Origin of the sequence: Billgrantia tianxiuensis (genome assembly GCF_009834345.1) — a bacterium.
Classification (GTDB): Bacteria; Pseudomonadota; Gammaproteobacteria; order Pseudomonadales; family Halomonadaceae; genus Halomonas; species Halomonas tianxiuensis.
Window position 1 is genome coordinate 4,962,098 of the sequence record NZ_CP035042.1, and the last position, 23,499, is coordinate 4,985,596.

A 23,499-nucleotide genomic window follows, 5' to 3' on the forward strand; every position below is an offset into this window, starting at 1 on the left:
CCTGGGCTCAGATCGATAGCAGCAGCAGGCCCATCAGCCAGCCCAGCAGCAGCATCGGCAGCGACCAGCGATGGAATTCACGCCACAGCCCCTTCTCCCTGGCCAACCGCAGCGCGATGACATTCGCCATCGAACCGATGGCAAGACCGAACCCGCCCACGCTGACGCCCCAGGCCAGGGTTCGCCAGTCGTCGGTGAAGCCATCCAGCAGAATCGCCGCCGGCACGTTGGAGATACCCTGGGAAAGCACCGCTCCCGCCGTCAGCATGCCGCCGGGCCAGGTAGCAAGGTGCTCGACGATTTGGGCTATCGGACCGAGCTTGACGGCAAGGCCCAGCACCATGAACATCAACACGAAGACCAATAGCAGTAGCCAGTCCACGTAGCGCACCACGCGAGGCTGAAACAGCAAGTAGAGTGCGACGATCCCCACGGCGCTAGGCAGTGCCAGCCCGGCATCGATCAGCAGCAGCAGGGGCACATAGAGGGCCAGCGATAACCCAGCCAGCCTGGATTTGAGCGGCGGCGGCGAGCCTGATGGCGACAGCTCGATGGCATGAGCGGGGAAAGCGAGCGGTATCGCTGCCAGCAGCAATACCAGCAGGCCCAGCGACAGAGGCGCCATGGCCACGCTGAAAGCGAGAAAACCGACCTCGGCCTGTTGCCACAGGAACAGGTTCTGGGGATTGCCGATAGGGCTTATCGCCGAGCCGGCGTTGACCGCCAACGCTTCGAACACCACCAATCGCGCAATCGGCAATGTGGCCACCAAGCGCAGCCCCAGAGTCAGCGGTACCACGATGAACAGCGCAACGTCGTTGGTCACTACCGCCGACAGCGCGGCAGACAACAGCACGAGAACCAGTGCCAAGCTGCGCTCGCTGCCCGTGCGCGATACCAGGCGACGGCCAACCCGGCTCAAGGCGCCGCTCTCTTCCAGCGCGCGGGATAGCACCATCAGCGCCGACAAAGCCGCCAAGGTATCCCAGTGCACCAGATGGTGCAGGCTGCCTGCCTGCTCGGGCAGCGCCACTAGCAGCAGCGGCAATGCCGCTAACAGAACCATCAGCAGCAGGTCCTGACGCAGCCGCCGCCGCAGCGCTCTCAGCATGCTCGCCCCTGGCACCGTAGGCCACAGGGCGTGCTCAGGCTGTCATTGCTCACAGTCCCGTCAACACCGCCGTGGCAATGGTGAAATAGATCACCACCCCGCTGGCATCGATCAGCGTGGTCACCAGCGGTGCCGAGGCGGTGGCCGGGTCCCAGCCCACGCGGTTGAGGATGAACGGCAGGCACATGCCGAGCAGGCTGCCGAACAGTACGATGGTCACCATGCTTGCCGCCACCACCATGGCCACCGCCTCGCCGCCACGCATCACGCCGATGGGCGCCACCGCCAAGGCCATGGTCAGGCCCAGGGAACCGGCCACCAGCAGCTCGCGGCCGAGCAGCTTGCCCCAGTCCTTGACGCCGACGTCGCCGGTGGCCATGCCGCGTACCGTGAGCGTGGCGGCCTGGGCGCCGGCGTTGCCGCCGCTGCCGATCAGCAGCGGCAGGAAGAACACCAGCGCCACCTGGGCGGCGATGGTGTCCTCGAAGTAGGCGATGCCAGCACCGGAGAAAAGGTTGGCGAACACCAGCAGTACCAGCCAGGTCACGCGCTTGCGATAGAGGCTCCAGATCGGCACCCGGCTGACACCGTCCTCGAGTTGTCCAATGGACATCCCTTTGTGGAAGTCCTCGGTGGCCTCCTCCTCGGCCACGTCCATGGCATCGTCATGGGTGACGATGCCGACCAGGCGCTCATCGTGATCGATGACCGGTACCGCCAGCATGTCGTAGCGGGCCACCAGCCGGGCCACTTCCTCCTGAGCCTCATCCACCGGCACGCTGATCACGTCCTTGATCATCAGGTCGTCGACCTTGGCGCCGGGACGCGCCACCATCAACTGGCGCAGCGACAGCGTGCCTGCCAGCTTGCCCTCAGGGTCGATGATGTAGAGCTGATAGACCGTTTCGGCGTCGGGGGCCGTCTGGCGTACCCGCATCATCGCCTGCGATACCGTCATGCCGCTGGGGATGGCGACGTAATCGGAGGTCATGATCGCCCCGGCGGTGCCCTCCTCGTAGCTTGCCAGCCGCTTCAGGTCCTCGCGCTCCTGGCGCGCCATGCGCCGCAGCAGCGTCTCCTGACGATCCTCGTCGAGCAGGTTGAAAAGGTCGGCTCGCTCATCCGAGCCCATCTCCTCCAGCACCGAGAGCAGCAGCTCGTCGGACATGGCTGCCGCCACCTCGACCTGTACCTCGCCGGTGAGATAGCCAAGGACATTGGCGCGGCGCTCCAACGGCAGGCAGTCGAGCAGCTTGAGTACGGTAGGAAGATCGCCGTCCTCTTCGGCCATTTCCTCGAGAATCTCGGAGAGGTCTGCCGCGCGCAGCTCAGGAAGCCACTGGTCGAGGCGTTCTCGATCGTCCTGCTCGACGGCGAGAATCAGGGTTTCCTTGTGTTCCTGCAGCTGTTCGCTCAACGACATGGCATTCTCCTGAGACCCTGACGCAAGGATGAGAAACCCCGCGTGGCGGCATGAGTATGGCTCGGGCACTTCCGGTCCAGCGCACTCATGATAACAGAGACGAAAACGCCCCCGAACAGCGTTCGGGGGCGTTTCATGGCAGCCAGGCTGGAATCAGCCCTTGCCGCCCTTCTTGCGCAGTTGCTGGATCGTGCGCAACTGAGCCACGGCTTCAGCGAGTTCGGCGGCGGCGCGGGTGTAGTCCAGCTCCGACGACTTGTCGTTGAATGCCTTCAGCGCATGCTGGCGAGCTTCCTCGGCGGCGGCCTCGTCGAGATCGCCGGCACGGGAGGCCGCATCGGCCAGGATGGTCACCACATCGGGCTGCACTTCGAGGAAGCCGCCCGAAACGTAGTAGTTCTCTTCCTGCCCGCCGTCATGGATCACGCGAATCGGCCCCGGCTGGAGCTCGGTCAGCAGCGGGGCGTGCCCGGGCAGGATGCCCAGGTCGCCCATGATGCCCGAGGCCACGATCTGCTCGACTTCACCGGAGAAGATCGAGGCTTCGGCGCTGACGATGTTGCATGTGAAGCTTTTCGCCATAGCGAAGTCCCCCAATGGACGGGATTACTTCATCTGGTTGGCTTTCTCGACGGCCTCGTCGATGCTACCCACCATGTAGAAGGCCTGCTCCGGCAGGTTGTCGTACTCGCCGTCGAGGATGCCCTGGAAACCGCGGATGGTGTCCTTCAGCGACACGTACTTGCCCGGGGAGCCGGTGAACACCTCGGCGACGAAGAACGGCTGCGACAGGAAGCGCTGGATCTTACGCGCGCGGGCCACGGTCTGCTTGTCCTCGTCGGACAGTTCGTCCATGCCCAGGATCGCGATGATGTCCTTGAGCTCCTTGTAGCGCTGCAGCACGCCCTGCACGCGGCGGGCGGTGTCGTAGTGCTCCTCGCCGACGACCAGCGGATCGAGCTGGCGCGAGGTGGAGTCCAGCGGGTCGATGGCCGGGTAGATACCCAGCTCGGCGATCGAACGCGCCAATACCACGGTGGCGTCCAGGTGGGCGAAGGTGGTGGCCGGCGACGGGTCGGTCAGGTCGTCCGCAGGAACGTAGACCGCCTGCACGGAGGTGATCGAGCCCACCTTGGTGGAGGTGATACGCTCCTGCAGCACACCCATCTCCTCGGCCAGGGTCGGCTGGTAGCCCACCGCGGAGGGCATACGGCCCAGCAGTGCGGATACCTCGGTACCGGCCAGGGTGTAACGATAGATGTTGTCGACGAACAGCAGCACGTCGCGGCCTTCATCGCGGAACTTCTCGGCGATGGTGAGGCCGGTCAGGGCCACGCGCAGACGGTTGCCCGGCGGCTCGTTCATCTGACCGTAAACCAGAGATACCTTGTCGATAACGTTCGACTCGGTCATCTCGTGGTAGAAGTCGTTACCTTCGCGGGTCCGCTCGCCAACGCCGGCGAACACGGAGTAACCGCTGTGCTCGATGGCGATGTTGCGGATCAGCTCCATCATGTTGACGGTCTTGCCCACGCCGGCGCCACCGAACAGGCCGACCTTGCCGCCCTTGGCGAACGGGCAGACCAGGTCGATGACCTTGATGCCGGTCTCGAGCAGCTCGTTGGAAGCCGCCTGCTCGGCATAGGTGGGTGCCGGACGGTGAATGGGCATGCGCTCCTGCTCACCGATGTCACCGGCCTCGTCGATCGGCCGGCCCAGCACGTCCATGATGCGACCCAGGGTCTCCTTGCCCACCGGCACGGAGATGGGAGCACCCGTGTTGACGACCTCCAGGCCGCGCTTCAGGCCCTCTGTGGAGCCCATGGCGATGGTACGCACCACGCCGTCGCCCAGCTGCTGCTGGACCTCGAGCACGGTCTCGGAGTCGGCGACGTTGAGCGCGTCGTAGACCTTGGGAACCGAGTCCCGCGGAAACTCGACGTCAATCACCGCGCCGATGATTTGTACGATACGTCCGCTCATCTTGCGATCCTCTCAAATACCTGCAAATGAAACCTGTTTGCCGGGAGAGCCTTGGGCTCTCCCCGGGCGCTATACGGCAGCGGCGCCGCCGACGATCTCGGAAATTTCCTGGGTGATGGCGGCCTGACGGGCCTTGTTGTAGACCATCTCCAGATCGTCGATGAGGCTGCCGGCGTTGTCGGTGGCGTTCTTCATGGCGATCATCCGGGCCGCTTGCTCGCAGGCTCCGTTCTCGACCACCGCCTGATACACCTGGGATTCGATGAAACGAACCAGCAGGCTATCCAACAGCGCCTTGGCATCCGGCTCATACAGGTAGTCCCAGCTACCGGGACGCTTGTTGTCCTCGTCTTCCGCATCCATTCCCATGTTGGGATCGAGCGGCAACAGCTGGCGAACCACCGGGCGTTGCGTCATGGTGTTGACGAACTCGTTGTATACCACGTAGAGACGATCCAGCCGCCCCTCGTCGTAGGCATCGAGCATCACCTTGACGCTGCCGATCAGGTCCTCCATTTCGGGCGATTCGCCCAGGCCACTCTTGGCGGCGACCAGATTGCCGCCGTAGTTGCGAAAGAAGCCGCCGGCCTTGCTGCCCAGGGCGCAGAAATCGAGCTCCGCCCCTTCGTTGCGCCATGCCACGGCACTCTTGATGACGGCCTTGAACAGGTTGACGTTCAGGCCACCGCACAGGCCGCGGTCGGTGGAAACCACGATGTAGCCGACCCGCTTCACCTCGTCGCGCTCGACCATGTAGTCGTGCTTGTACTCGGGATTGGCGTCGGCCAGGTGGCTGGCCACGTTGCGGATCTGCCGGGCATAAGGCTGGCTGGCCTTCATCAGATCTTGCGCTTTACGCATCTTCGACGCAGCGACCATTTCCATGGCGCTGGTGATCTTCTGCGTATTCTTGATGCTCCCGATCTGGGTGCGTATCTCTTTTGCAGCTGCCATAGCGATCTACCTCGTTCGTGGCCCTCAGAAGATGTCCAGGGCCCGCCCGTCGGGGCGGGCCGGCGGATTTACCAGCTCTGAGTGGCCTTGAACTGCTCGAGACCCTGCTTCAGCCCTTGCTGGATCTCGTCGTTGTAGTCGCCGGTCTGGTTGATCTTGTCGAGCAGTTCGGCATGCTCGGACCTCATGTACTCGTGCAGGGCACGCTCGAAGTCCAGCACCTTGCTGACGTCGACGTCATCCAGGAAGCCTTCGTTGGCGGCGTACAGCGACACCCCCATCTCGGCCACTGACAGCGGCGAATACTGCTTCTGCTTCATCAGCTCGGTAACGCGCTGACCGTGCTCCAACTGCTTGCGGGTGGCTTCGTCCAGGTCGGAGGCGAACTGGGAGAAGGCCGCCAGCTCACGGTACTGAGCGAGTGCCAGACGCACGCCGCCGCCGAGCTTCTTGATGATCTTGGTCTGTGCCGCACCACCCACGCGAGATACCGACAGACCGGCGTTGATGGCCGGACGGATACCTGCGTTGAACTGGTCGGTCTCGAGGAAGATCTGACCGTCGGTGATCGAGATCACGTTGGTCGGAACGAATGCGGAAACGTCGCCGCCCTGGGTCTCGATGATCGGCAGCGCGGTCAGCGAGCCGGTCTTGCCGGTCACTTCACCATTGGTGAACTTCTCGACGTAGTCGGCGTTGACGCGAGCGGCACGCTCGAGCAGGCGCGAGTGGAGATAGAAGACGTCACCCGGGTAGGCTTCACGGCCCGGCGGACGGCGCAGCAGCAGGGAGACCTGACGGTAGGCCCAGGCCTGCTTGGTCAGATCGTCATAGACGATCAGCGCGTCCTGGCCACGGTCGCGGAAGTACTCGCCCATGGTGCAGCCGGCATAGGGCGCCAGGAACTGCATCGGGGCCGGATCGGCGGCGCCGGAAGCGACCACGATGGTGTGCTCCATCGCGCCGTGCTCCTCGAGCTTGCGCACCACGTTGGCGATGGTCGACTGCTTCTGGCCGATGGCCACGTAGACGCAGATGACGCCCTTGCCTTTCTGGTTGATGATGGTGTCGACGGCGATGGCCGACTTACCGATCTGACGGTCGCCGATGATCAGCTCGCGCTGGCCGCGGCCGATCGGCACCATGGCGTCGATCGCCTTGAGACCGGTCTGGATCGGCTGGTCCACCGACTGGCGGGTGATGACGCCCGGCGCGACCTTTTCCACCGCGTCGGTCAGCTTGGCGCCCACGTCGCCCTTGCCATCGATGGGGTTGCCCAGCGGATCGACCACGCGGCCGACCAGCTCGGGGCCCACCGGCACCTCGAGGATGCGGCCGGTACAGCTGGCGGTCATGCCCTCTTCCAGCTGCAGGTAGTCGCCCAGCACCACCGCGCCTACGGAGTCGCGCTCGAGGTTGAGCACCATGCCGTAGATACTGCCGGGGAATTCGATCATCTCACCGAACATCGCGTCCTCGAGGCCGTGGATTTTCACGATGCCGTCGGAGACGCTGACGATGGTGCCCTGATTGCGGGCTTCGGATGCGACATCCAGCTTTTCGATTCGCTGCTTGATGATGTCGCTGATCTCGGAAGGATTCAGTTGCTGCATGCCATGTCCCTCAGACTCAGGCGGTAAGGGCTTCGGAGAGGCGGTTCAGTCGACCGCGCACCGACCCGTCGATGACGGTGTCGCCGGCGCGCAGGATGGCGCCCCCGATAAGCTTCGGATCCACCTGAGTGGTAATGGAGATTTCGCGATTCAGCCGCTTCTTGAGCGCGCCGGCGAGCTTGTTCTGCTGCTTGTCGTCGAGTTCGTATGCCGAGACGACGACGACCTCGATACGCTTTTCGTGCTCGGCGCGCAGCTGCTCGAAGTGCTCGGCAATGGCGCTCAGCGTGGCCAGTCGTCCGCTCTCGCCCAGGGTGTCGAGGAAGCGTCGTGACGCTTCATCGAGTTCGACCTCGGCCAGTTCGACGATCAGCTCGACCTTGCGCTCGGTGGTCAGACTGGGGCTGGCGAGGAGCTTCTGTACGTCGCGCACGGCAACGACAGCTCCCAGCTTGCCCAACCAGTCAGACCAGCTTTCCAGCGCCTGGTGATCGCGTGCGAACTCGAACGCTGCCCTGGCGTAGGGTCGTGCGACGGTAGACAGTTCCGCCATGGATCACCTCCCTCACAGTTCGGCAGCGAGCTTGTCAAGCAGCTTGCGGTGTGCCTTCTCGTCGACGGAGGCTTCCAGGACGCGCTCGGCACCGGTGATGGCAAGCGTCGCCACCTGGGCGCGAAGCTCTTCCTTGGCGCGATTGATCTCCTGGTCGATCTCGGCGCGGGCGCTGGCGACCAGACGTTCGCCTTCGGCGCGAGCCTGTTCGCGGGCTTCCTCGATCATCTGGCTGGAGCGCTTGTGGGCCTGCTCGAGAATCTGCGAAGCCTGCTCCTTGCTCTCACGCAGCGTCTGAGCCGCCTGCTCCTGAGCAAGCTCGAGGTCACGTGACGCCCGGCTGGCCGCATCGAGACCATCGGCGATCTTCTTCTGGCGCTCGTGAAGCGCGGTGCTGATCGGCGGCCACACATACTTGATACAGAACCAGACAAAGATCGCAAAGGCGATCGTCTGCCCGATTAGCGTCATGTTGATATTCACGGGAATGTACCTCTGACAGGTTCGTGGCGACCGGAAACGAGCAAACCGAGCGCCTTGGCGCTCGGCAGGTCGTTAACCGGCAACGACGAAGATCAGGTACATCGCGATACCGACGCCGATCATCGGCACGGCGTCGAGCAGGCCGGCCATGATGAAGGTCTTGGTCTGCAGCTGGTCGCCCAGCTCGGGCTGACGCGCAGTGGACTCGAGCAGCTTGCCACCGAGGATGGCGAAGCCGATGCCGGTGGCCAGAGCGCCCAGACCGATGATGATGGCAGCTGCAATGTAGACCATTTCCATGATGTTACTCCTGGTATTGAGTTGAGGTTTCAGCGGGTTAGGGGTTGAAGCGTTTCAAGCGTTGCTCGGTTCAGTGGTGCTCGTGGGCGGCACTCAGGTACACGATAGTCAGCACCGTGAAAATGAAGGCCTGCAGGGTGACCACCAGGATGTGGAAGATGGCCCACGGCACGTCCAGCACCCAGATCGCCCAGAACGGCAGCAGCGCAATCAGGATGAAGATCACCTCGCCGGCGAACATGTTGCCGAACAGTCGCATGGCGAGGCTGAAAGGCTTGACCAGCAGGCCGATCACTTCCAGCAATAGGTTGAAGGGGATCAGCAGCCAGTGATTGAAGGGGGTCAGCGACAGCTCCTTGGCGAAGCCGCTGGCGCCCTTGACCTTGAGACTGTAGTAGATAATGAGGATGAATACCCCCAGGGCCATGCCCAACGTGGCGTTGGGGTCGGTAGTGGGTACGATCTTCATGTACTCGACGCCGAGACGAGCGAAGAGCTCCGGGAAGTAGTCGACCGGAATGATCTTGAGCGTGTTCATCAGCAGAATCCACACGAACAGCGTCAGCGCCAGCGGGGCGATGATGGGATTCTTGCCGTGGAAGGCGGAGCGAACCAGCCCCTCGATGAATTCGATGACCATTTCGACAGCGTTCTGCAGGCCGCCGGGAACGCCGGTGGTGGCCATCTTGCCGGCCTTGCGGAACAGCCAGATGAACAGCAGGCCCATGGCGATGGACCAGCCCATGGTGTCCACGTGGATGGCCCAGAACCCCATCTCCTGTGCTTCGGTCGAGGAGTGGGCGAACGACCAGCCGTTTTCGGGGTGACGGCCGAAGGTCAGGTTCTGTAGGTGGTGCTGGATGTAGTACGTTGCCGTGACTTCGCTTCCTGCTGCCATGCTGTCGTTACCTCGATTCAGGGAGCCGGTTTGTCACGCATGAGCCAAGGAGCCAGCCAGTGCGCGAGCAGAACCGCCATATATGCGACAAAGAAGTAAATTGGGTTTGAGGGAGGCGCTGTCACGAACACCGCGGCAAGCAGTGCCACCGTCAAACCGAACTTTCCCGCCTCGGCCCGGTAGAAATTCGAGACGAAGCGACGTGCCTGTCTGCCTCCACGAACCGAGCCGATGCGCCAAGCAAAGTAAAGGGAGGGAATCAGGCTAACCAGCCCGCCCAGCAGAGCTGACAGCGCTGCGCCGCTACCCGACATCAACGCGCCGATGCCTGTCATCGCGAGCGTGACGAGCCCTTGCACCTGTACCAGCCGGGCAATGGCAACCCCTCCGCGTCTTCTGGCAGTGTGTCGGTGCATCTGTTGACAGTCCTGCCCTGACTTGAGGCGGCCAAGCGCCGACTGAATCGAGCGTGTCGCTCAGGCAAACAACGGCGGATTATAGGGAAGCACCTCAACCGGTTCAACCGAACAAGGCGCTTTTACGTACGAATGACGCGGCTTTGCGACCAAAGGCGGAGCAATTGTCGACAGCGGCAGCAGGCCGGTCGACTCAGCGAATGTGCTCGAGAATACCGTCGAGCTCGTCCAGACTCGAGTAGCGTATGGTCACACGTCCCTTGCCACCACGACCGTGCTGGATCTTGACCGGCGCCCCGAGCAGCTCGCCAAGACGGGTTTCGAGGCGTGCCACATCGGGCTGGGCGCCGGGGCGGCGGCTTTCTTCGGCTCCCCCTGGGCGAGGCGCTTCACCAGCGCCTCGGTATCGCGCACGGTGAGATCCTTGTTGACCACTTCATGCGCCGCGCGGCGCTGCTTGGCGGCGGGCAGCACGAGCAGGGCGCGGGCGTGTCCCATGTCGAGATCGCCGCGCTCGAGCAGCGTCTGCACCTCGGGGTCGAGCGCCAGCAGGCGCAGCAGGTTGGTGACCTGGGCGCGAGATTTACCCACGGCATCCGCGACCTGCTGCTGGGTGAGTTCGAACTCGTCGATCAGGCGCTTCAGCGCCAGCGCCTCCTCCACCGGATTGAGGTTCTCGCGCTGAATGTTCTCGATCAGCGCCAGCGCCAGGGCAACTTCGTCGCTGACCTCGCGGATCACTGCCGGGATGGTGTCGAGTTCGGCCAACTGGGCGGCACGCCAGCGGCGCTCGCCAGCAATGATCTCGTAGCGCGATTCACCGACCGGCCGTACCACGATGGGCTGCATGACGCCCTGGGCACGGATCGAGTCGGCCAATTCCTCCAGCGCCTCGGGCTGGATGTCGCGGCGCGGCTGGTACTTGCCACGCGAGAGCTGGCCCAGCGGCAGGCGCTCGAGCCGCTCCTCGACGGCAGCGGGCTGGGCGACGCTGGCCTCGTCTTCGTCATCGGGCTGGCCTTCCACCTCGGGCAGCTCGAGAGTCTCGCGGCGACGGGCGCCGGCACCGATCAGGGCATCCAGGCCGCGGCCCAGGGCGCGTTTACGCGTCATCAGCATTCCCTCATCACAACGAGCGGATCACGACAGGCGGTTTTCACCGGTCGCGTCACAGCGACAGGCGACGAATCAGTTCCTTGGCCAGCACCCGGTGGGCCTGGCTGCCACGCGAGAAGCGGGCGTATTTGGTCACCGGCAGGCCGTGGCTCGGCGCCTCGGCCACCCGCACGTTGCGCGGTATTGTGGTCTTGAGCAGCGCTTCGCCGAAGTAATCGCGCAGCTGCTTGGAAACGTCCCGCGTCAGGCTGTTGCGACCATCGAACATGGTACGCAGGATGCCATAAATCGCCAGGTTCGGGTTCACGCTGTCCTTGATCTGCTCCACGGTGTCGAGCAGTGCCGAGAGCCCTTCCAGGGCGTAGAACTCGCACTGCAGCGGGATCAGCACGCCGTCAGCGGCGGTCAGCGCGTTGACGGTGAGCATGTTGAGTGAGGGCGGACAGTCGATCAACACCACGTCGTATTCGCTGGCGACGCTGGCCAGGGACTCGGTCAGACTGCGCTCCCGCCCCTCGGCACGGTCGAGCAGTTCCACCTCGGCGGCGGTCAGGTCGCCATTGCCCGGCAGCAGGGTATAACCGGCGGTGGGGCAATCCAACATCACCTCGGGCGCACTCTTCTCGCCCAGCAACAGGTCGAGCACGCTGCCCTCGAGCGAGTGCTTGTCGACACCGCTACCCATCGTGGCATGGCCCTGGGGATCGAGGTCGACCAACAGCACGCGGCGGTCCAGTGCTGCCAGGCTAGCGGCCAGGTTGACGGCGGTGGTGGTCTTGCCCACGCCGCCCTTCTGGTTGGTCAAGGCGATGATTTGGGTCACGGGCGACTTCCTTGCGTCGAAGGCACGCTCACTGGCGGCCTGGGTTGGAATCGGTTCGCTCGACGATCAGCAACTGACGCTCCCCCGCGGTAAAAGGCACCGCCAGCATGTGGCGCTCGCGCAAGGCCAGTCCGGCGTCCAGGTCGGCCAGTTCCTCGTCGGCAGCCGGCCCCTTCATGGCCAGCCAGCGGCCACCCGGCGCCACCAGATGGTCGGTCAGCCGCACGAAGTCCGCCAGGCTGGCGAAGGCCCGCGAGATCACCTGGGCATAGCCGCCTTCCGGTGCTGCGAAGGCCTCGACACGAGCCTGTACCGGCGTGGCGTTGGCAAGCCCCAGTTCCAACACCGCCTGACGCTGGAAGCGCACCTTCTTGCCGTTGCTGTCGAGCAGCGTAACCGAGAGGCCCGGCTCGAGAATCGCCAGCACCAGCCCGGGCAGACCGGGACCGGCGCCTACGTCGAGCAGTGCGCCCTCATCGACGAAGGGCAGAACCGCCGCACTGTCGAGCACGTGTCTGGTCACCATCTCTTCCGGTGAGCGTATCGCCGTGAGGTTATAGGCGCGATTCCACTTGTGCAACAGCCCGACCAGACGCAGCAGCCGTTCGCGCTGTGTGCCGTCGATATCGAGGCCAAGCGCGGCAAGCCCTTCGTCGAGCCGTGCTGTCACCGTTGACGTGATGACATCGCTCATCCGTTGGCCACCCGATTGTCCTCGAGCAGGCGACGTTTCTTCAGGTGAATCAGCAGGATCGACACCGCCGCCGGCGTCACGCCGGAGATCCGTGAGGCCTGCGCCAAGGTCCCGGGCCGCGCTTCGGCGAGCTTCTGGCGAATCTCATGGGAGAGCCCTTCGACCTGGGCGTAATCGAGATCGGCCGGCAGCGGCGTGGCCTCGTGGCGCTTGAGCTTGTCGATCTCGTCCTGCTGACGGTCGATGTAGCCCTGGTACTTGGCCTGGATCTGGACCTGTTCTGCCACGGCTTCGTCGTCGACGGGCTCGCCCGTGAGGTGCGCCACGTCGCCATAGCCGAGTTCGGGCCGCTTGAGCAGGTCAAGCAGGCTGTACTCGCGGGACAGCGGCTTGCCGGTCTTCTCCTCGATGGCCGCCGCTGCCGCCGTGCCGGGCTGCACCCAGCTGGCCTTGAGCCGGGCGCCCTCGCGCTCGATCGCCTCGCGCTTGGTACTGAACGCAGCCCAGCGCGCCTCGTCCACCAGGCCCAGCTCGCGACCGGCCTCGGTAAGGCGCAGGTCGGCGTTGTCCTCACGCAGCAGCAGCCGGTACTCGGCGCGTGAAGTGAACATGCGGTAGGGCTCCTTGGTGCCCAGGGTGATCAAGTCGTCGACCAGTACGCCGAGGTAGGCCTCGTCGCGGCGTGGCCACCAGGCCTCGAGCCCCTTGGCGCGACGCGCGGCATTGAGGCCTGCGAGCAGCCCCTGGGCGCCGGCCTCCTCGTAGCCGGTGGTGCCGTTGATCTGCCCGGCGAAAAACAGGTTGTGGATAAATTTGGTTTCCAGCGAGTGCTTGAGATCGCGGGGATCGAAGAAATCGTACTCGATGGCGTAGCCGGGCCGGGTGATGTGGGCGTTCTCCAATCCCTTGATCGAGCGCACCACCTGCAGCTGCACGTCGAAGGGCAGCGAAGTGGAGATGCCGTTGGGGTAGAGCTCGTGAGTATCGAGCCCTTCCGGTTCGATGAACACCTGGTGACTCGCCTTGTCGGCGAAGCGGTGCACCTTGTCCTCGATCGACGGGCAGTAACGCGGCCCGACGCCCTCGATCACGCCCGAATACATCGGCGAGCGGTCGAGGTTGGCGAAGATGATCTCGTGGGTGCGCTCATTGGTATGAGCGATGTGGCAGCTCACCTGGCGCGGATGCATGTCGCGACGTCCCAGGTAGGACATCACCGGCGTCGGGCTGTCGCCTGGCTGCTCCTCGAGCACGGTGAAATTCACGCTCTTGGCATCCAGCCGTGGCGGGGTGCCGGTCTTGAGCCGGTCGACCCGGAACGGCAGCGCCCGCAGACGCTCCGCCAGGGCATTGGAGGGAGGATCGCCGGCACGCCCGCCGCGGCTCCGATCCAGGCCGATATGGATCACGCCGCCGAGGAAGGTGCCGGTGCACAGCACCACGGTTTCGGCACGGAAGCGGATGCCGGTCTCGGTGACTACCCCGCGCACCGTGTCGTTTTCCACCAGCAGATCTCCTGCAGCCTGCTGGAAGATCGTCAGGTTCGGCTGGTTCTCCAGCATGCCGCGGATGGCCGCCTTGTAGCGTACGCGGTCGGCCTGAGCACGGGTGGCCCGCACGGCCGGTCCCTTGCGAGCGTTGAGCACGCGGAACTGGATGCCGCCGAGATCGGTGGCCAGGCCCATGGCTCCCCCCAGCGCGTCGATCTCCTTGACCAGGTGGCTCTTGCCGATGCCGCCGATGGCGGGATTGCACGACATCTGCCCGAGGGTCTCGATGTTGTGGGTCAGCAGCAGGGTCTGACAGCCCATGCGGGCGGAGGCCAGAGCGGCTTCGGTTCCCGCATGGCCGCCGCCGATGACGATGACGTCAAAGCGGTCGGGATACTCCAAGGTGCACCTCGTTGCGCTAGTGCGCGGATGTTGCCAGTGACGAAAAACAGCCTGCCAGTATAAACCTCCTGTGGGTAAGCGTCAGGGTTTTCCACACCGCCTCTGCCCGCAGGCTCGTTTTCCTCCCAGATAACCAAAACAGAATATCTAAAAAGAAAGAAGTTCTGCTGTGGTTGTGACTACTGGTGTGGACAATATTTGTGGATAAGCAGAAAAATTCCAGCCAAGTTAACGGTTTGCTTTGTTAACTTCTATGCGGAGAAGAGGGTGACGAGCTGAGAGTTGCCGGTGCGGGGGCTGTGGATGAACGCCAAGCTTTTCCACAGCCCGGACGCTACACCTTTTTTCCACCGTTGCCTACCTGGCTTGTCACCGCGACTGTGAACAGTCACGCGAGGCGAACGAGAAGGCGGCAACCATGCCGCTTGGAGCGATGAATCGAGGGTAGAGCAAAAATTCTTATCCACAGGCCGAAAAAAAGCCCTGCCGAGTGCGACAGGGCCTGCCAGGGTGGAGAGCAGCGGCTATCTGTGGGCCCCTCAGTGCTTGAGCACCCGCGACAGGAAGCTCTGGGTGCGCTCGTGCCGTGGAGAGTCGAAAAGAGTGTCCGGTGCCGCTTGCTCGACGATCTCTCCGCGATCGATGAAGACCACTCGATCGGCGACCTCGCGGGCGAATCCCATCTCATGGGTAACGATGACCATGGTCATACCCTCGCGGGCAAGCTCTCGCATGGCATCGAGCACTTCACCGATCATTTCCGGATCGAGCGCCGAGGTGGGTTCGTCGAACAGCATCAGGCGCGGTTCCATGGCCAGCGCTCTGGCCAGGGCGACGCGCTGCTGCTGCCCGCCGGAGAGCTGGGATGGGTACTTGTCCGCCTGGTCGGCGATGCTGACGCGTTCGAGCAGGCGGTAGGCAGTCTCGGTGGCATCGGCTCGGCTCCAGCCGCGCACCTTCATGGGCGCCAGCGTGACGTTATCGAGCACGCTGAGATGTGGAAAGAGGTTGAACTGCTGGAACACCATGCCGACTTCGGTGCGGATTCTCTGCAGCGCGCGACCGCTCTTGCCGTTCGGTAGCAGTTCGTTGCCATCGACTTCGATGTGGCCGGCCTGAAACTCCTCGAGGCCATTGATGCAGCGGATCAGGGTGGACTTGCCCGAGCCGCTGGCACCGATAACCACCACCACCTCGCCAGGCTGGATCTCGAGCACGATGTCCTTGAGCACGTGCAGTTGTCCGAAGTGCTTGTTCACCCTGTCAAGGCGCACGATGGGCTGGGTGTCGGCCAGGGATTCGTCTCGGCTCATGTCGCGCTCCTTATTGTCCGACCAGGCCCTTGCGCTCGAGCAGGCGCAGGGCGAATGACAGGCTCAGGGTTATCGCCAGATAGAGGAGGGCGACCATCAAGTAGACTTCCAGGGCGTTGAAGGTGGTGGCGATGTAGACCTGGCCCTGGCGGACCAGCTCGCCAACCCCGATCACCGAGAATAGCGAGGTGTCCTTGATACTGATGATGCCCTGGTTGCCTAGTGGCGGGATCATGCGGCGAAAGGCCTGGGGCCAGATGATGTAGCGAAACGACTGTACCCGCGACAGCCCTAGCGACAGGCTCGCCTCGCGCTGGCCACGCTCGATCGATTGCACGCCGCCGCGCACGATCTCCGAGATGTAAGCGCCGGAGTTCACCGCGATGGCGGCGATGCCGGCGACCAGGGCATTGATCGGCCCGCCGAGAAGTTGGGGCAGGCCATAGAAGATGAACAGTACCTGTACCAGTACCGGAGTGCCGCGGAAGATCTCGATATAGGCGATCGCCGGTACCCGCAGCCAGACGAGCGGGCTGATGCGCAGCAGGCCGAAGAGAATGCCGATGAGAAAGCCGATGGCCAGTCCACCGAAGGAGATCAGCAGGGTGTAGGGGATCCCTTTCAGCAGGAAGGGAATGGAGGCGAAGGCCGCCTCCCAGTCGAATTGGAAGGTGACATCCACGTGGATTCTCCCGTCAGGGGGCTTGGCGGGGCAAGAGCGCCCGGGACAGTGGGACAGCGCGGCGGGGCCGGACTTGCCCGGCCGGCCCCGCTATATCGATGCGCGGTATGACTCACTCGTCGTTGGTGTCGCCGAACCACTTGGCATGGATGTCGTCGTAGGTGCCGTCCTCGCGCATCTCGGCCAAGGCCTCGTTGGCGGGCTCGACCCATTCGCTGCCCTTGACGAAGACGATGCCGTATTGCTGGCCCTCGTAGAGCGGGCCGACGACCTTGGTCCGGCCTTCGCCGCGGGTCTGGGCAAAGTAGGCGACGTTGGGAGCGTCGTAGAAGACGGCGTCCGCGCTGCCACCGAGCAGGGCCATGTACATGTCGCTGCTGCCGGGGTAGGGAGTGATATCGGCGCTGTCGCCGAGGTTTTCCTGAAGGAAGTCGTAGCTGGTGGAGCCGACCTTGGTGGCGATGGTCTTGCCCTCGAGGTCCTCGATCTCCTCGACGCCATCCTCGTCGGCACGTACCAGGATCTTCAGGCCGCTGTCGTAGTAGGGATCCGAGAAGTCGACGATCTGGGCGCGCTCCTCGGTGATGGTGATACCGGCGATGGCGATGTCCACGTTGCCGGTCTGGACGGCGGGAATGATGCCGTTGAAGTCCATGGTCTGCAGTTCGTAATCGAAGCCGGCCCGCTCGGCTACCTCGGCAATGATGTCCATGTCGAAACCGACCATCTCACCGGTTTCCTGATCCATCATTTCGAAGGGCACGAAGCTCGGGTCGGTGACCACGTCGAGCGTTTCATTGGCGACAGCCAGGCTGGAAAGACCCAGTCCACAGGCGATGCCGGTAACCAGGGTGGCCGTCTTCACGTGTCGTTTCATACGTTTCCCCATGGTGAATTGTTGTGGCATTACGCCTTTAAACCATGGCGAGTCCACAGGGAAGCGTCAAGTTGGGCCGATTCTGTGCTGTTCTGGCGGTGTAGGCTAGAGAATCACACCATGAAGGAAGCGCCACAGCCACAGGTGGTCGTCGCGTTGGGGTTCTGGACCAGGAAGCGGGCGCCGGCCAGCCCCTCTTCGTAGTCGACGGTGGAGCCGACGAGGTACTGGTAGGAGAGTTCGTCGACGACCAGGGCGACCTCGCCGAACTCGATGAGGGTATCGTCTTCACCGACCGATTCGGCAAAGTCGAAGCCGTACTGGAAACCCGAACAGCCGCCTCCCGTCACATAGACGCGCAGCTTGAGGTCGGGCTTGCCTTCTTCCTCGATGAGCGCCTTGAGCCGCTTGCTGGCAGCCTCGGAGAGCATCATGGGAGTGGGCACGAAGGATTGTGCACCGCTCATGGGCCCTTCTCCTTGAGCTGAATGAATGGGTAACACGCGATTATCCCTAATCCCCAGCAAAACGGTCAACTATTCATCAGGAAAAGGGCTCGCCTAAGGGCAAAGGACTCGCCGACGGCATCGCTCGGGGCTGAGCCGTCGGCAGGTCTCCGAGGAGGCGCTGTCGCACCATCAAGGCATCAGCGCGGGTACGGCGAGTCCGGCATTTTCGGCGAAGCCGAACATCAGGTTGAGGTTCTGTACCGCCTGGCCCGAGGCACCCTTGACCAGGTTGTCGATCACCGACAGTACCACCACGGTGTCGCCATCGCCGGGGCGATGCACGGCCAGACGACAGACGTTGGCGCCCTTGACGCTGCGGGTCTCGGGATGACTGCCGGCAGGCATCACGTCGACGAAGGGCTCTTCGGCGAAGCGCTGCTCGAACAGCGCCTGGAGATCGCCCGGTTCACCCTTCAGGCGACCGTAGAGGGTGGCATGGATGCCGCGGATCATCGGAGTCAAGTGCGGCACGAAGGTCAGGCCCACCGCGCCACCGGCGGCATCGCCGAGGCCTTGGCGGATTTCAGGCAGGTGGCGGTGGCCGGCGGCGCCATAGGCCTTCATCGACTCGCTGGCCTCGGCCAGCAGCGAGGGTACCTTGGCGCCGCGGCCGGCCCCGGTGACACCGGACTTGCAGTCGGCAATGATGTGCTCGGCGTCGATCAGCCCGGCCTCGAGCAGCGGCAGCAGTCCCAACTGCACCGCCGTGGGGTAGCAGCCGGGCACGGCGATCAGGCGCGCCTGGCGAATGCGTTCGCGATGCATTTCCGGCAACCCATAAACGGCTTCCTCGAGCAGTTCCGGGGCGCCATGTGGCTGGCCGTACCAGCGAGCCCACTCCTCGGCATCGCGCAGGCGGAAATCGGCGGAGAGATCGATCACCCGAGTGCCCTGGGCGAGCAGTTCGCCAGCCAGGGCATGGGCGACACCGTGCGGCGTGGCGAAGAAGACGGCATCGCAGGCGCCAAGGCGGCGGGGGTCGGGCTCGCTGAAGGCGAGCGTATCGTAGTGACCGCGCAGGTTGGGGTACATGTCGCAGACGCGAACGCCGGCTTCCGAACGTGAGGTAATGGCTTCGACCTCGACCTCGGGATGCTGGGCCAGCAGCCTGAGCAGCTCGACCCCGGTATACCCGGTACCGCCGACGATTCCGACCTTGATCACAACGCGACTCCTCCGAAGTTGGTCTGGCAGGGGCGATCGTCAACGGGACCGCCCTGTCCGGATATGATACACAAGAGAGAGGCTGGCGACCCAACCGCTTGCCATCGCGTCCAAGGAACCATCAGCACAGGAACGAATCGTGCCGCGCCTCTCGCTTCCCACCTTCAGTCTGGAAGGTTTTCGCCGCAAGCTGGCCAGCGTCGATGCCCTGCCGCAACTCTGTGTACTGGGGGTGCTGTCCGGGCTGCTCACCGGTGCCGTGATGGTCGCCTTCCGGCTGCTGCTCGAACTGGGTGGAGTCTTGTTCATGCCCGGCGGCGATCATGAGGCCTTCGAGGGGTTGACGCCGCTGGTGCGCTCGAGCCTGCCGCTGGTTGCCGTGACCCTGATCGGCATCTTCCTGTGGCGCCAGCCGGCGGCGGCCCGAAAGTTGGGGGTCGGCCACGTCATCGAACGTCTGACATATCATCAGGGCCGTTTTCCCCTGCGCAACTGGATCAACCAGTGGTGGGTGGGGGTGGCCACGGTGCTGGGCGGGCTCTCCGCCGGCCGCGAAGGGCCGGCGATTCATCTTGGCGCGGCGGCGGCCAGTGGCCTTGGCCAGCAGCTGCGCCTGCCTCACAACAGCTTGCGGGTACTGGTGGCCTGCGGTACGGCGGCGGGAATCTCGGCGTCGTTCAACACGCCGATCGCCGGGGTCATCTTCGCCATGGAAGTGGTGATGATGGAGTACACCATCGCCGGCTTCATGCCGGTCATCCTGGCCTCGACCATGGGCGCGCTGGTGGCAATGCTGGTCTACGGTTCGGAGCCGGCCTTTCAGGTGCCCAGCGTCAGTCTCGGTTCGCTGGCGAATTTGCCATGGATCGTGATCACGGCGCTGTTCATCGGCCTGCTGGCCGGACTCTTCATTCATGTGGCGAGAAGCGAGCGCATCAGCGGCTTGCCGGTGGTGTTGCGCTTGATGCTGGTGGCGCTGGCCACCGCGGCGGTGGCGTGGTGGTACCCCGACGTGCAGGGTATCGGCTACGACAGCTTGGATGCCTCGCTGGCAGGCGACCTGGCCGTGGACGTGCTGCTGGCGCTGGTGGTGGCCAAGCTGCTGCTCACTGCGGTGACCGTGGCCAGCGGTATTCCCATCGGCATCATCGGCCCGGTGCTGGTGGTCGGTGCCGCCGCCGGCGCTCTGGCGGATCTGGTGGGAGCCTGGCTCTTCCCACAGTTGGGTTCGGAGCCCGGCTTCTATGCCATGCTCGGTATGGCGGCGATGATGGGAGCCGTGCTGCAGGCACCGCTGGCCGCGCTGATGGCGCTGCTGGAGTTGACCCATAACCCCAACATCATCCTGCCGGGCATGCTGGCAGTGGTGGTATCGGGGCTGACGGCACGCCAGCTGTGCCGCTGCGATGGTTTCTTCATCAGCATGACCCGCCATGGCCTGCATCCGCTGCAGCAGCCGCTGATGCAGGCGCTCTCGCGGGTGTCGGTGCCGGCGGTGATGGAGCGCAGTTTCGTCACCACTCCGCGCATGGTGACGCGCGACCAGGCCCGTGCCTTGCTCGATGCCAAGCCGGCCTGGATCCTGATCCTGCGCTCGACCGACGACAAGCCGACGCTGGCGCTCAAGGCCGCGGACCTGGCCCGTGCCCTGATCGACGATCAGGAGCTCGAGGAGATCGCTCCCGAGGAGGCGCTGATCGACCTGCTGGAAGTGCCGGGCCTACGCCTGGAGATGGCGCCGATTCATTTGCAGGCGACCCTGTCGGAGGCGTTCACGCGACTCAACGACCAGGCCGTCGACGCTCTCTACGTGGAGTATGGCCGGCGTCCGAAGCACAAGCGGATTTCGGGTATCATCACCCGCGGCGCCATCGAGCGTTACTATTCGCTGAAATGATCTGTGCAGCGATCTCCGTCGCCGATTCAGACGGCTATCGCCACTCTACTTGAGAAACCCGCCCGAGGAGCCAGCATGTATTTGTGGATCAAGGCCCTGCACATCGTGTCCGTGGTGACCTGGTTTGCTGCGCTGTTCTACCTGCCGCGCCTGTTCGTCTACCACGCCATGGCGCGTGACAAGGGGGAACGGCAGGCCGCTGACACCTTCCTCGTGATGGAGCGCAAACTCTATCGGGGCATCATGACCCCGTCGATGATCGCCGTGATCGCATTCGGGATCTGGCTGCTCTACCTCATGCCCCACTGGCTTGGCATGGGCTGGATGCACGTCAAGCTGCTGCTGGTGGTGTTGCTGGTGGCCTACCACCATGTCTGCCTGGTCTATCTAAAGCAGTTCGCCGCGGGTCGCTGCCAGCGCTCTCATGTGTTCTTCCGCTGGTTCAATGAACTACCTGTGATTGCCTTGCTGGTCATCGTGATCCTGGTCGTGATCAAGCCGTTCTGACCATGGCGAGTGAAATGAACGAACAACTCCCGGTCGTGCTGGTGCTGGCCGGCCACGACCCCACCGGTGGAGCGGGACTCACCGCCGACGGCGAAGCGATATCCGCCTGCGGCGGCTGGGCAGTGACGGTGCCCACGGCATTGACGGTACAGGACTGCCATGATGTGCACCGGGTGGTGCCGGTTCCGGCCAATCTGATCGGTGACATGGCTAGGCGGCTCGGTGAATTTCGTCTGGCGGCGATCAAGGTCGGGCTGGTGGCTAGTCTCGAGACGCTCGATGCCGTGGTGGACGTCGTCAAGGCGCATCCCGGGGTGCCGGTGGTGGTTGATCCGGTACTCAAGGCAGGAGGCGGCAAGGAGTTATCCACAACCGCCCTGGTCGATGCCTTCCGCGCCCGGCTGCTTCCCCTTGTGGATATCCTGACGCCCAACCGTCTCGAGCTCGCGCGCCTGGCCGATCCGCAAGCCCAGGATGACAGTGAACGAGCCCGGCGCCTGCTCTCGCTCGGCTGTCGTGCCGTGTTGGTGAGCGGCAGTGACGATCCCGATGTCGGCGTTCCTGGCGACGAGGTCGAGCTGGCGCTGTACAGCGCCGAAGGACGCTTCGCCTGGCGCTGGAGGCGCCTGGAGGGGAGTTTCCATGGCTCGGGCTGTACCTTGGCCTCGGCGCTTGCCGCGCGGCTGGCAGCGGGCGATCCGTTGCAGCTTGCCTGCGAGCGAGCCCAGCGCTTTGCCTGGCAGGCGCTGGCGCACGCCTGGCAGCCGGGCAAGGCACAATCGTTGCCGCGCCGCCTTGCCGTGACAGAGGGAGTTCACGGCGCCGGGCAGGGCGTGACCCTACCCCCTCAATGAGCGAAAATCACCGGAACTTCACCGCGCATTCCAAGGTTATCCAAGAAGTTATCCACAACGCGGAGGCGGCAAGCGATGCCCCTCCTGCCATGGAACGCCATCACACTCGCGACCGCAATGAGGCTCACATGACCACATCCGCAACGCTCTTCGAACAGGCCTGCCGTCATATTCCCGGCGGCGTGAACTCCCCGGTGCGCGCCTTCAAGGGACTGCAGCGGCCGCCCGTGTTCATCGAGCGAGCGCAGGGGGCCTATCTGTTCGACGTGGAAGGAAAACGCTACGTCGATTACGTCGGTTCCTGGGGCCCGATGATCACCGGCCATGCCGACCCCGATGTGTTGGGTGCCGTGCGCAGCCGGCTCGACAACGGTCTTTCGTTCGGCACCCCGACGGCGATCGAGACCACCATGGCCGACCTGATCTGCGACATGATTCCGTCGATCGACCTGGTGCGCATGGTCAACTCGGGTACCGAGGCCACCATGTCGGCGATACGCCTGGCACGCGGCTTCACCGGGCGTGACAAAATCGTCAAGTTCGAGGGCAATTACCATGGCCACTCCGACTCGCTGCTGGTCAAGGCCGGCTCCGGTGCGCTGACCCACGGCGAGCCTAGCTCACCCGGCGTGCCCGCTGCGCTGGCGGAGCACACCATCACCCTTTCCTACAACGATCTCGACGAAGTGGAGGCCTGCTTCGAGGAGATTGGCAGCCAGATCGCCTGCATCATCGTCGAGCCGGTGGCCGGCAACATGAACTGCATCCCGCCGCAGCCCGGCTTCCTCGAAACCCTGCGCCGGGTTTGCACCGAATACGGGAGTGTGCTGATCTTTGATGAGGTGATGACCGGTTTTCGGGTGGCCATGGGCGGTGCCCAGGCGCATTACGGCATCGAGCCCGACCTGACCTGTCTGGGCAAGATCGTCGGTGGCGGCATGCCGGTGGGGGCCTTCGGCGGCAAGCGTGAGATCATGGAGCAGATCTCACCGCTGGGGCCGGTTTATCAGGCAGGTACGCTTGCGGGCAATCCCCTGGCCATGGCGGCGGGCATCGCGCTGTTGACCAAGCTGCGCGAGCCCGGCTTCCACGATGCCCTGGCGCAGCGCGTCGAGACGCTCTGCCACGGCCTGCAGGAGCGTGCCGATGCCGCCGGCGTCGACATGATCACCCAGCGTGCCGGCGGGATGTTCGGATTGTTCTTCACCGGACAGTCCCGGGTCGACAACTTCGCCCAGGCCACGGCTTGTGATGCCGATGCCTTCCGTCGCTTCTTTGCGGCGATGCTGGACGAAGGCGTCTACCTGGCGCCCTCGGCGTATGAGGCGGGCTTCATGTCCAGTGCCCATACGCCAGAAGACATTCAATGGACGCTGGACGCTGCCGAGAAGGCCTTTGCCCAGGTACGCCAGCCTTGATCAAGCTCAACCGTTAACG

23 protein-coding genes and 1 pseudogene are annotated in these 23,499 nt (G+C 64.0%); 4 read left to right on the forward strand and 20 right to left on the reverse strand.

The genetic code is table 11. The annotated features are described in order from the left end of the window. Positions 1 to 7: 7 nt before the first annotated feature. From EKK97_RS23250 to argC, 20 genes and pseudogenes are all read right to left on the reverse strand, one after another. Positions 8 to 1,111 carry an SLC13 family permease gene (locus EKK97_RS23250; protein WP_159555585.1) on the reverse strand — a complete coding sequence of 368 codons (1,104 nt, stop codon included), beginning with the start codon at positions 1,109 to 1,111 and terminating at the stop codon, positions 8 to 10. Positions 1,112 to 1,160: 49 nt separating this feature from the next. Continuing rightward, positions 1,161 to 2,534 (reverse strand): magnesium transporter, encoded by a 1,374-nt coding sequence (mgtE, locus tag EKK97_RS23255; RefSeq protein WP_159555586.1) that lies wholly within the window; start codon positions 2,532 to 2,534, stop codon positions 1,161 to 1,163. A 153-nt stretch (positions 2,535 to 2,687) separates the two neighbouring features. Then, positions 2,688 to 3,116, reverse strand: a complete 429-nt coding sequence (locus tag EKK97_RS23260) for a F0F1 ATP synthase subunit epsilon (RefSeq protein WP_159555587.1) — start codon at positions 3,114 to 3,116, stop codon at positions 2,688 to 2,690. 24 nt (positions 3,117 to 3,140) lie between these two features. After that, positions 3,141 to 4,517, reverse strand: coding sequence for a F0F1 ATP synthase subunit beta (atpD, locus tag EKK97_RS23265; RefSeq protein ID WP_159555588.1), 1,377 nt, complete (start codon positions 4,515 to 4,517; stop codon positions 3,141 to 3,143). Between the two features lie 69 nt (positions 4,518 to 4,586). Then, positions 4,587 to 5,471 carry a F0F1 ATP synthase subunit gamma gene (atpG, locus tag EKK97_RS23270; protein WP_159555589.1) on the reverse strand — a complete coding sequence of 295 codons (885 nt, stop codon included), beginning with the start codon at positions 5,469 to 5,471 and terminating at the stop codon, positions 4,587 to 4,589. Between the two features lie 68 nt (positions 5,472 to 5,539). Further along, complete coding sequence (gene atpA, locus EKK97_RS23275; RefSeq protein WP_159555590.1) at positions 5,540 to 7,084, reverse strand: F0F1 ATP synthase subunit alpha; 1,545 nt, start codon at positions 7,082 to 7,084, stop codon at positions 5,540 to 5,542. 16 nt (positions 7,085 to 7,100) lie between these two features. Further along, positions 7,101 to 7,637 carry a F0F1 ATP synthase subunit delta gene (locus EKK97_RS23280; protein WP_159555591.1) on the reverse strand — a complete coding sequence of 179 codons (537 nt, stop codon included), beginning with the start codon at positions 7,635 to 7,637 and terminating at the stop codon, positions 7,101 to 7,103. 12 nt (positions 7,638 to 7,649) lie between these two features. Continuing rightward, positions 7,650 to 8,120 (reverse strand): F0F1 ATP synthase subunit B, encoded by a 471-nt coding sequence (locus EKK97_RS23285; protein WP_159555592.1) that lies wholly within the window; start codon positions 8,118 to 8,120, stop codon positions 7,650 to 7,652. 72 nt (positions 8,121 to 8,192) lie between these two features. Continuing rightward, on the reverse strand, positions 8,193 to 8,420 hold the full coding sequence (gene atpE, locus EKK97_RS23290) for a F0F1 ATP synthase subunit C (RefSeq protein WP_159555593.1): 228 nt from the start codon (positions 8,418 to 8,420) through the stop codon (positions 8,193 to 8,195). Between the two features lie 70 nt (positions 8,421 to 8,490). Beyond that, positions 8,491 to 9,318, reverse strand: coding sequence for a F0F1 ATP synthase subunit A (gene atpB / locus EKK97_RS23295; protein ID WP_159555594.1), 828 nt, complete (start codon positions 9,316 to 9,318; stop codon positions 8,491 to 8,493). Positions 9,319 to 9,335: 17 nt separating this feature from the next. Then, a complete protein-coding gene (locus tag EKK97_RS23300) occupies positions 9,336 to 9,734 on the reverse strand; it encodes an ATP synthase subunit I (RefSeq protein WP_159555595.1) in 399 nt (132 codons plus the stop codon). Between the two features lie 193 nt (positions 9,735 to 9,927). Beyond that, positions 9,928 to 10,847: pseudogene (locus EKK97_RS23305) on the reverse strand (ParB/RepB/Spo0J family partition protein). A gap of 55 nt (positions 10,848 to 10,902) precedes the next feature. Continuing rightward, positions 10,903 to 11,673, reverse strand: a complete 771-nt coding sequence (locus EKK97_RS23310; protein WP_159555596.1) for a ParA family protein — start codon at positions 11,671 to 11,673, stop codon at positions 10,903 to 10,905. Between the two features lie 28 nt (positions 11,674 to 11,701). After that, positions 11,702 to 12,367, reverse strand: coding sequence for a 16S rRNA (guanine(527)-N(7))-methyltransferase RsmG (gene rsmG / locus EKK97_RS23315; RefSeq protein ID WP_159555597.1), 666 nt, complete (start codon positions 12,365 to 12,367; stop codon positions 11,702 to 11,704). After that, entirely contained in the window at positions 12,364 to 14,259 is a 1,896-nt protein-coding gene (gene mnmG / locus EKK97_RS23320; RefSeq protein WP_159555598.1) for a tRNA uridine-5-carboxymethylaminomethyl(34) synthesis enzyme MnmG, read from the reverse strand. The genes rsmG and mnmG overlap by 4 nt, the downstream gene beginning before the upstream one ends. A 539-nt stretch (positions 14,260 to 14,798) precedes the next feature. Further along, positions 14,799 to 15,572, reverse strand: coding sequence for an amino acid ABC transporter ATP-binding protein (locus EKK97_RS23325; protein ID WP_267964162.1), 774 nt, complete (start codon positions 15,570 to 15,572; stop codon positions 14,799 to 14,801). 10 nt (positions 15,573 to 15,582) lie between these two features. Continuing rightward, positions 15,583 to 16,254: an amino acid ABC transporter permease gene (locus EKK97_RS23330; RefSeq protein ID WP_159555599.1), complete on the reverse strand. Its 672-nt coding sequence runs from the start codon at positions 16,252 to 16,254 to the stop codon at positions 15,583 to 15,585. A gap of 112 nt (positions 16,255 to 16,366) precedes the next feature. Continuing rightward, entirely contained in the window at positions 16,367 to 17,131 is a 765-nt protein-coding gene (locus EKK97_RS23335) for a transporter substrate-binding domain-containing protein (RefSeq protein WP_159555600.1), read from the reverse strand. A 113-nt stretch (positions 17,132 to 17,244) separates the two neighbouring features. Further along, complete coding sequence (erpA, locus tag EKK97_RS23340) at positions 17,245 to 17,598, reverse strand: iron-sulfur cluster insertion protein ErpA (RefSeq protein ID WP_159555601.1); 354 nt, start codon at positions 17,596 to 17,598, stop codon at positions 17,245 to 17,247. A gap of 171 nt (positions 17,599 to 17,769) precedes the next feature. Next, positions 17,770 to 18,804: an N-acetyl-gamma-glutamyl-phosphate reductase gene (gene argC, locus EKK97_RS23345; protein WP_159555602.1), complete on the reverse strand. Its 1,035-nt coding sequence runs from the start codon at positions 18,802 to 18,804 to the stop codon at positions 17,770 to 17,772. Positions 18,805 to 18,943: 139 nt separating this feature from the next. Between argC and EKK97_RS23350 the strand changes: the two genes are divergently transcribed. The 4 genes from EKK97_RS23350 (at position 18,944) to hemL (ending at position 23,480) form a co-directional block, all read left to right on the forward strand. Then, complete coding sequence (locus tag EKK97_RS23350; protein ID WP_159555603.1) at positions 18,944 to 20,701, forward strand: chloride channel protein; 1,758 nt, start codon at positions 18,944 to 18,946, stop codon at positions 20,699 to 20,701. A gap of 75 nt (positions 20,702 to 20,776) precedes the next feature. Beyond that, positions 20,777 to 21,208: a protoporphyrinogen oxidase HemJ gene (gene hemJ / locus EKK97_RS23355; protein WP_159555604.1), complete on the forward strand. Its 432-nt coding sequence runs from the start codon at positions 20,777 to 20,779 to the stop codon at positions 21,206 to 21,208. Positions 21,209 to 21,222: 14 nt separating this feature from the next. Beyond that, the gene (thiD, locus tag EKK97_RS23360; protein WP_159555605.1) at positions 21,223 to 22,062 is read left to right on the forward strand and encodes a bifunctional hydroxymethylpyrimidine kinase/phosphomethylpyrimidine kinase; all 840 of its coding nucleotides are present in this window, start codon (positions 21,223 to 21,225) and stop codon (positions 22,060 to 22,062) included. Positions 22,063 to 22,190: 128 nt separating this feature from the next. Further along, a complete protein-coding gene (gene hemL, locus EKK97_RS23365; RefSeq protein WP_159555606.1) occupies positions 22,191 to 23,480 on the forward strand; it encodes a glutamate-1-semialdehyde 2,1-aminomutase in 1,290 nt (429 codons plus the stop codon). The last annotated feature ends 19 nt before the right edge of the window (positions 23,481 to 23,499 follow it).

Excerpts from the sequence above, each read along its gene's own strand:
- EKK97_RS23250 (WP_159555585.1), bottom strand. The coding sequence starts at position 1,111 with ATGCTGAGAGCGCTGCGGCGGCGGCTGCGTCAGGACCTGCTGCTGATG.
- mgtE (WP_159555586.1), bottom strand. The coding sequence starts at position 2,534 with ATGTCGTTGAGCGAACAGCTGCAGGAACACAAGGAAACCCTGATTCTC.
- EKK97_RS23260 (WP_159555587.1), bottom strand. The coding sequence starts at position 3,116 with ATGGCGAAAAGCTTCACATGCAACATCGTCAGCGCCGAAGCCTCGATC.
- atpD (WP_159555588.1), bottom strand. The coding sequence starts at position 4,517 with ATGAGCGGACGTATCGTACAAATCATCGGCGCGGTGATTGACGTCGAG.
- atpG (WP_159555589.1), bottom strand. The coding sequence starts at position 5,471 with ATGGCAGCTGCAAAAGAGATACGCACCCAGATCGGGAGCATCAAGAAT.
- atpA (WP_159555590.1), bottom strand. The coding sequence starts at position 7,084 with ATGCAGCAACTGAATCCTTCCGAGATCAGCGACATCATCAAGCAGCGA.
- EKK97_RS23280 (WP_159555591.1), bottom strand. The coding sequence starts at position 7,637 with ATGGCGGAACTGTCTACCGTCGCACGACCCTACGCCAGGGCAGCGTTC.
- atpE (WP_159555593.1), bottom strand. The coding sequence starts at position 8,420 with ATGGAAATGGTCTACATTGCAGCTGCCATCATCATCGGTCTGGGCGCT.
- atpB (WP_159555594.1), bottom strand. The coding sequence starts at position 9,318 with ATGGCAGCAGGAAGCGAAGTCACGGCAACGTACTACATCCAGCACCAC.
- EKK97_RS23300 (WP_159555595.1), bottom strand. The coding sequence starts at position 9,734 with ATGCACCGACACACTGCCAGAAGACGCGGAGGGGTTGCCATTGCCCGG.
- rsmG (WP_159555597.1), bottom strand. The coding sequence starts at position 12,367 with ATGAGCGATGTCATCACGTCAACGGTGACAGCACGGCTCGACGAAGGG.
- EKK97_RS23325 (WP_267964162.1), bottom strand. The coding sequence starts at position 15,572 with ATGAGCCGAGACGAATCCCTGGCCGACACCCAGCCCATCGTGCGCCTT.
- EKK97_RS23335 (WP_159555600.1), bottom strand. The coding sequence starts at position 17,131 with ATGAAACGACACGTGAAGACGGCCACCCTGGTTACCGGCATCGCCTGT.
- erpA (WP_159555601.1), bottom strand. The coding sequence starts at position 17,598 with ATGAGCGGTGCACAATCCTTCGTGCCCACTCCCATGATGCTCTCCGAG.
- hemJ (WP_159555604.1), top strand. The coding sequence starts at position 20,777 with ATGTATTTGTGGATCAAGGCCCTGCACATCGTGTCCGTGGTGACCTGG.
- thiD (WP_159555605.1), top strand. The coding sequence starts at position 21,223 with ATGAACGAACAACTCCCGGTCGTGCTGGTGCTGGCCGGCCACGACCCC.
- hemL (WP_159555606.1), top strand. The coding sequence starts at position 22,191 with ATGACCACATCCGCAACGCTCTTCGAACAGGCCTGCCGTCATATTCCC.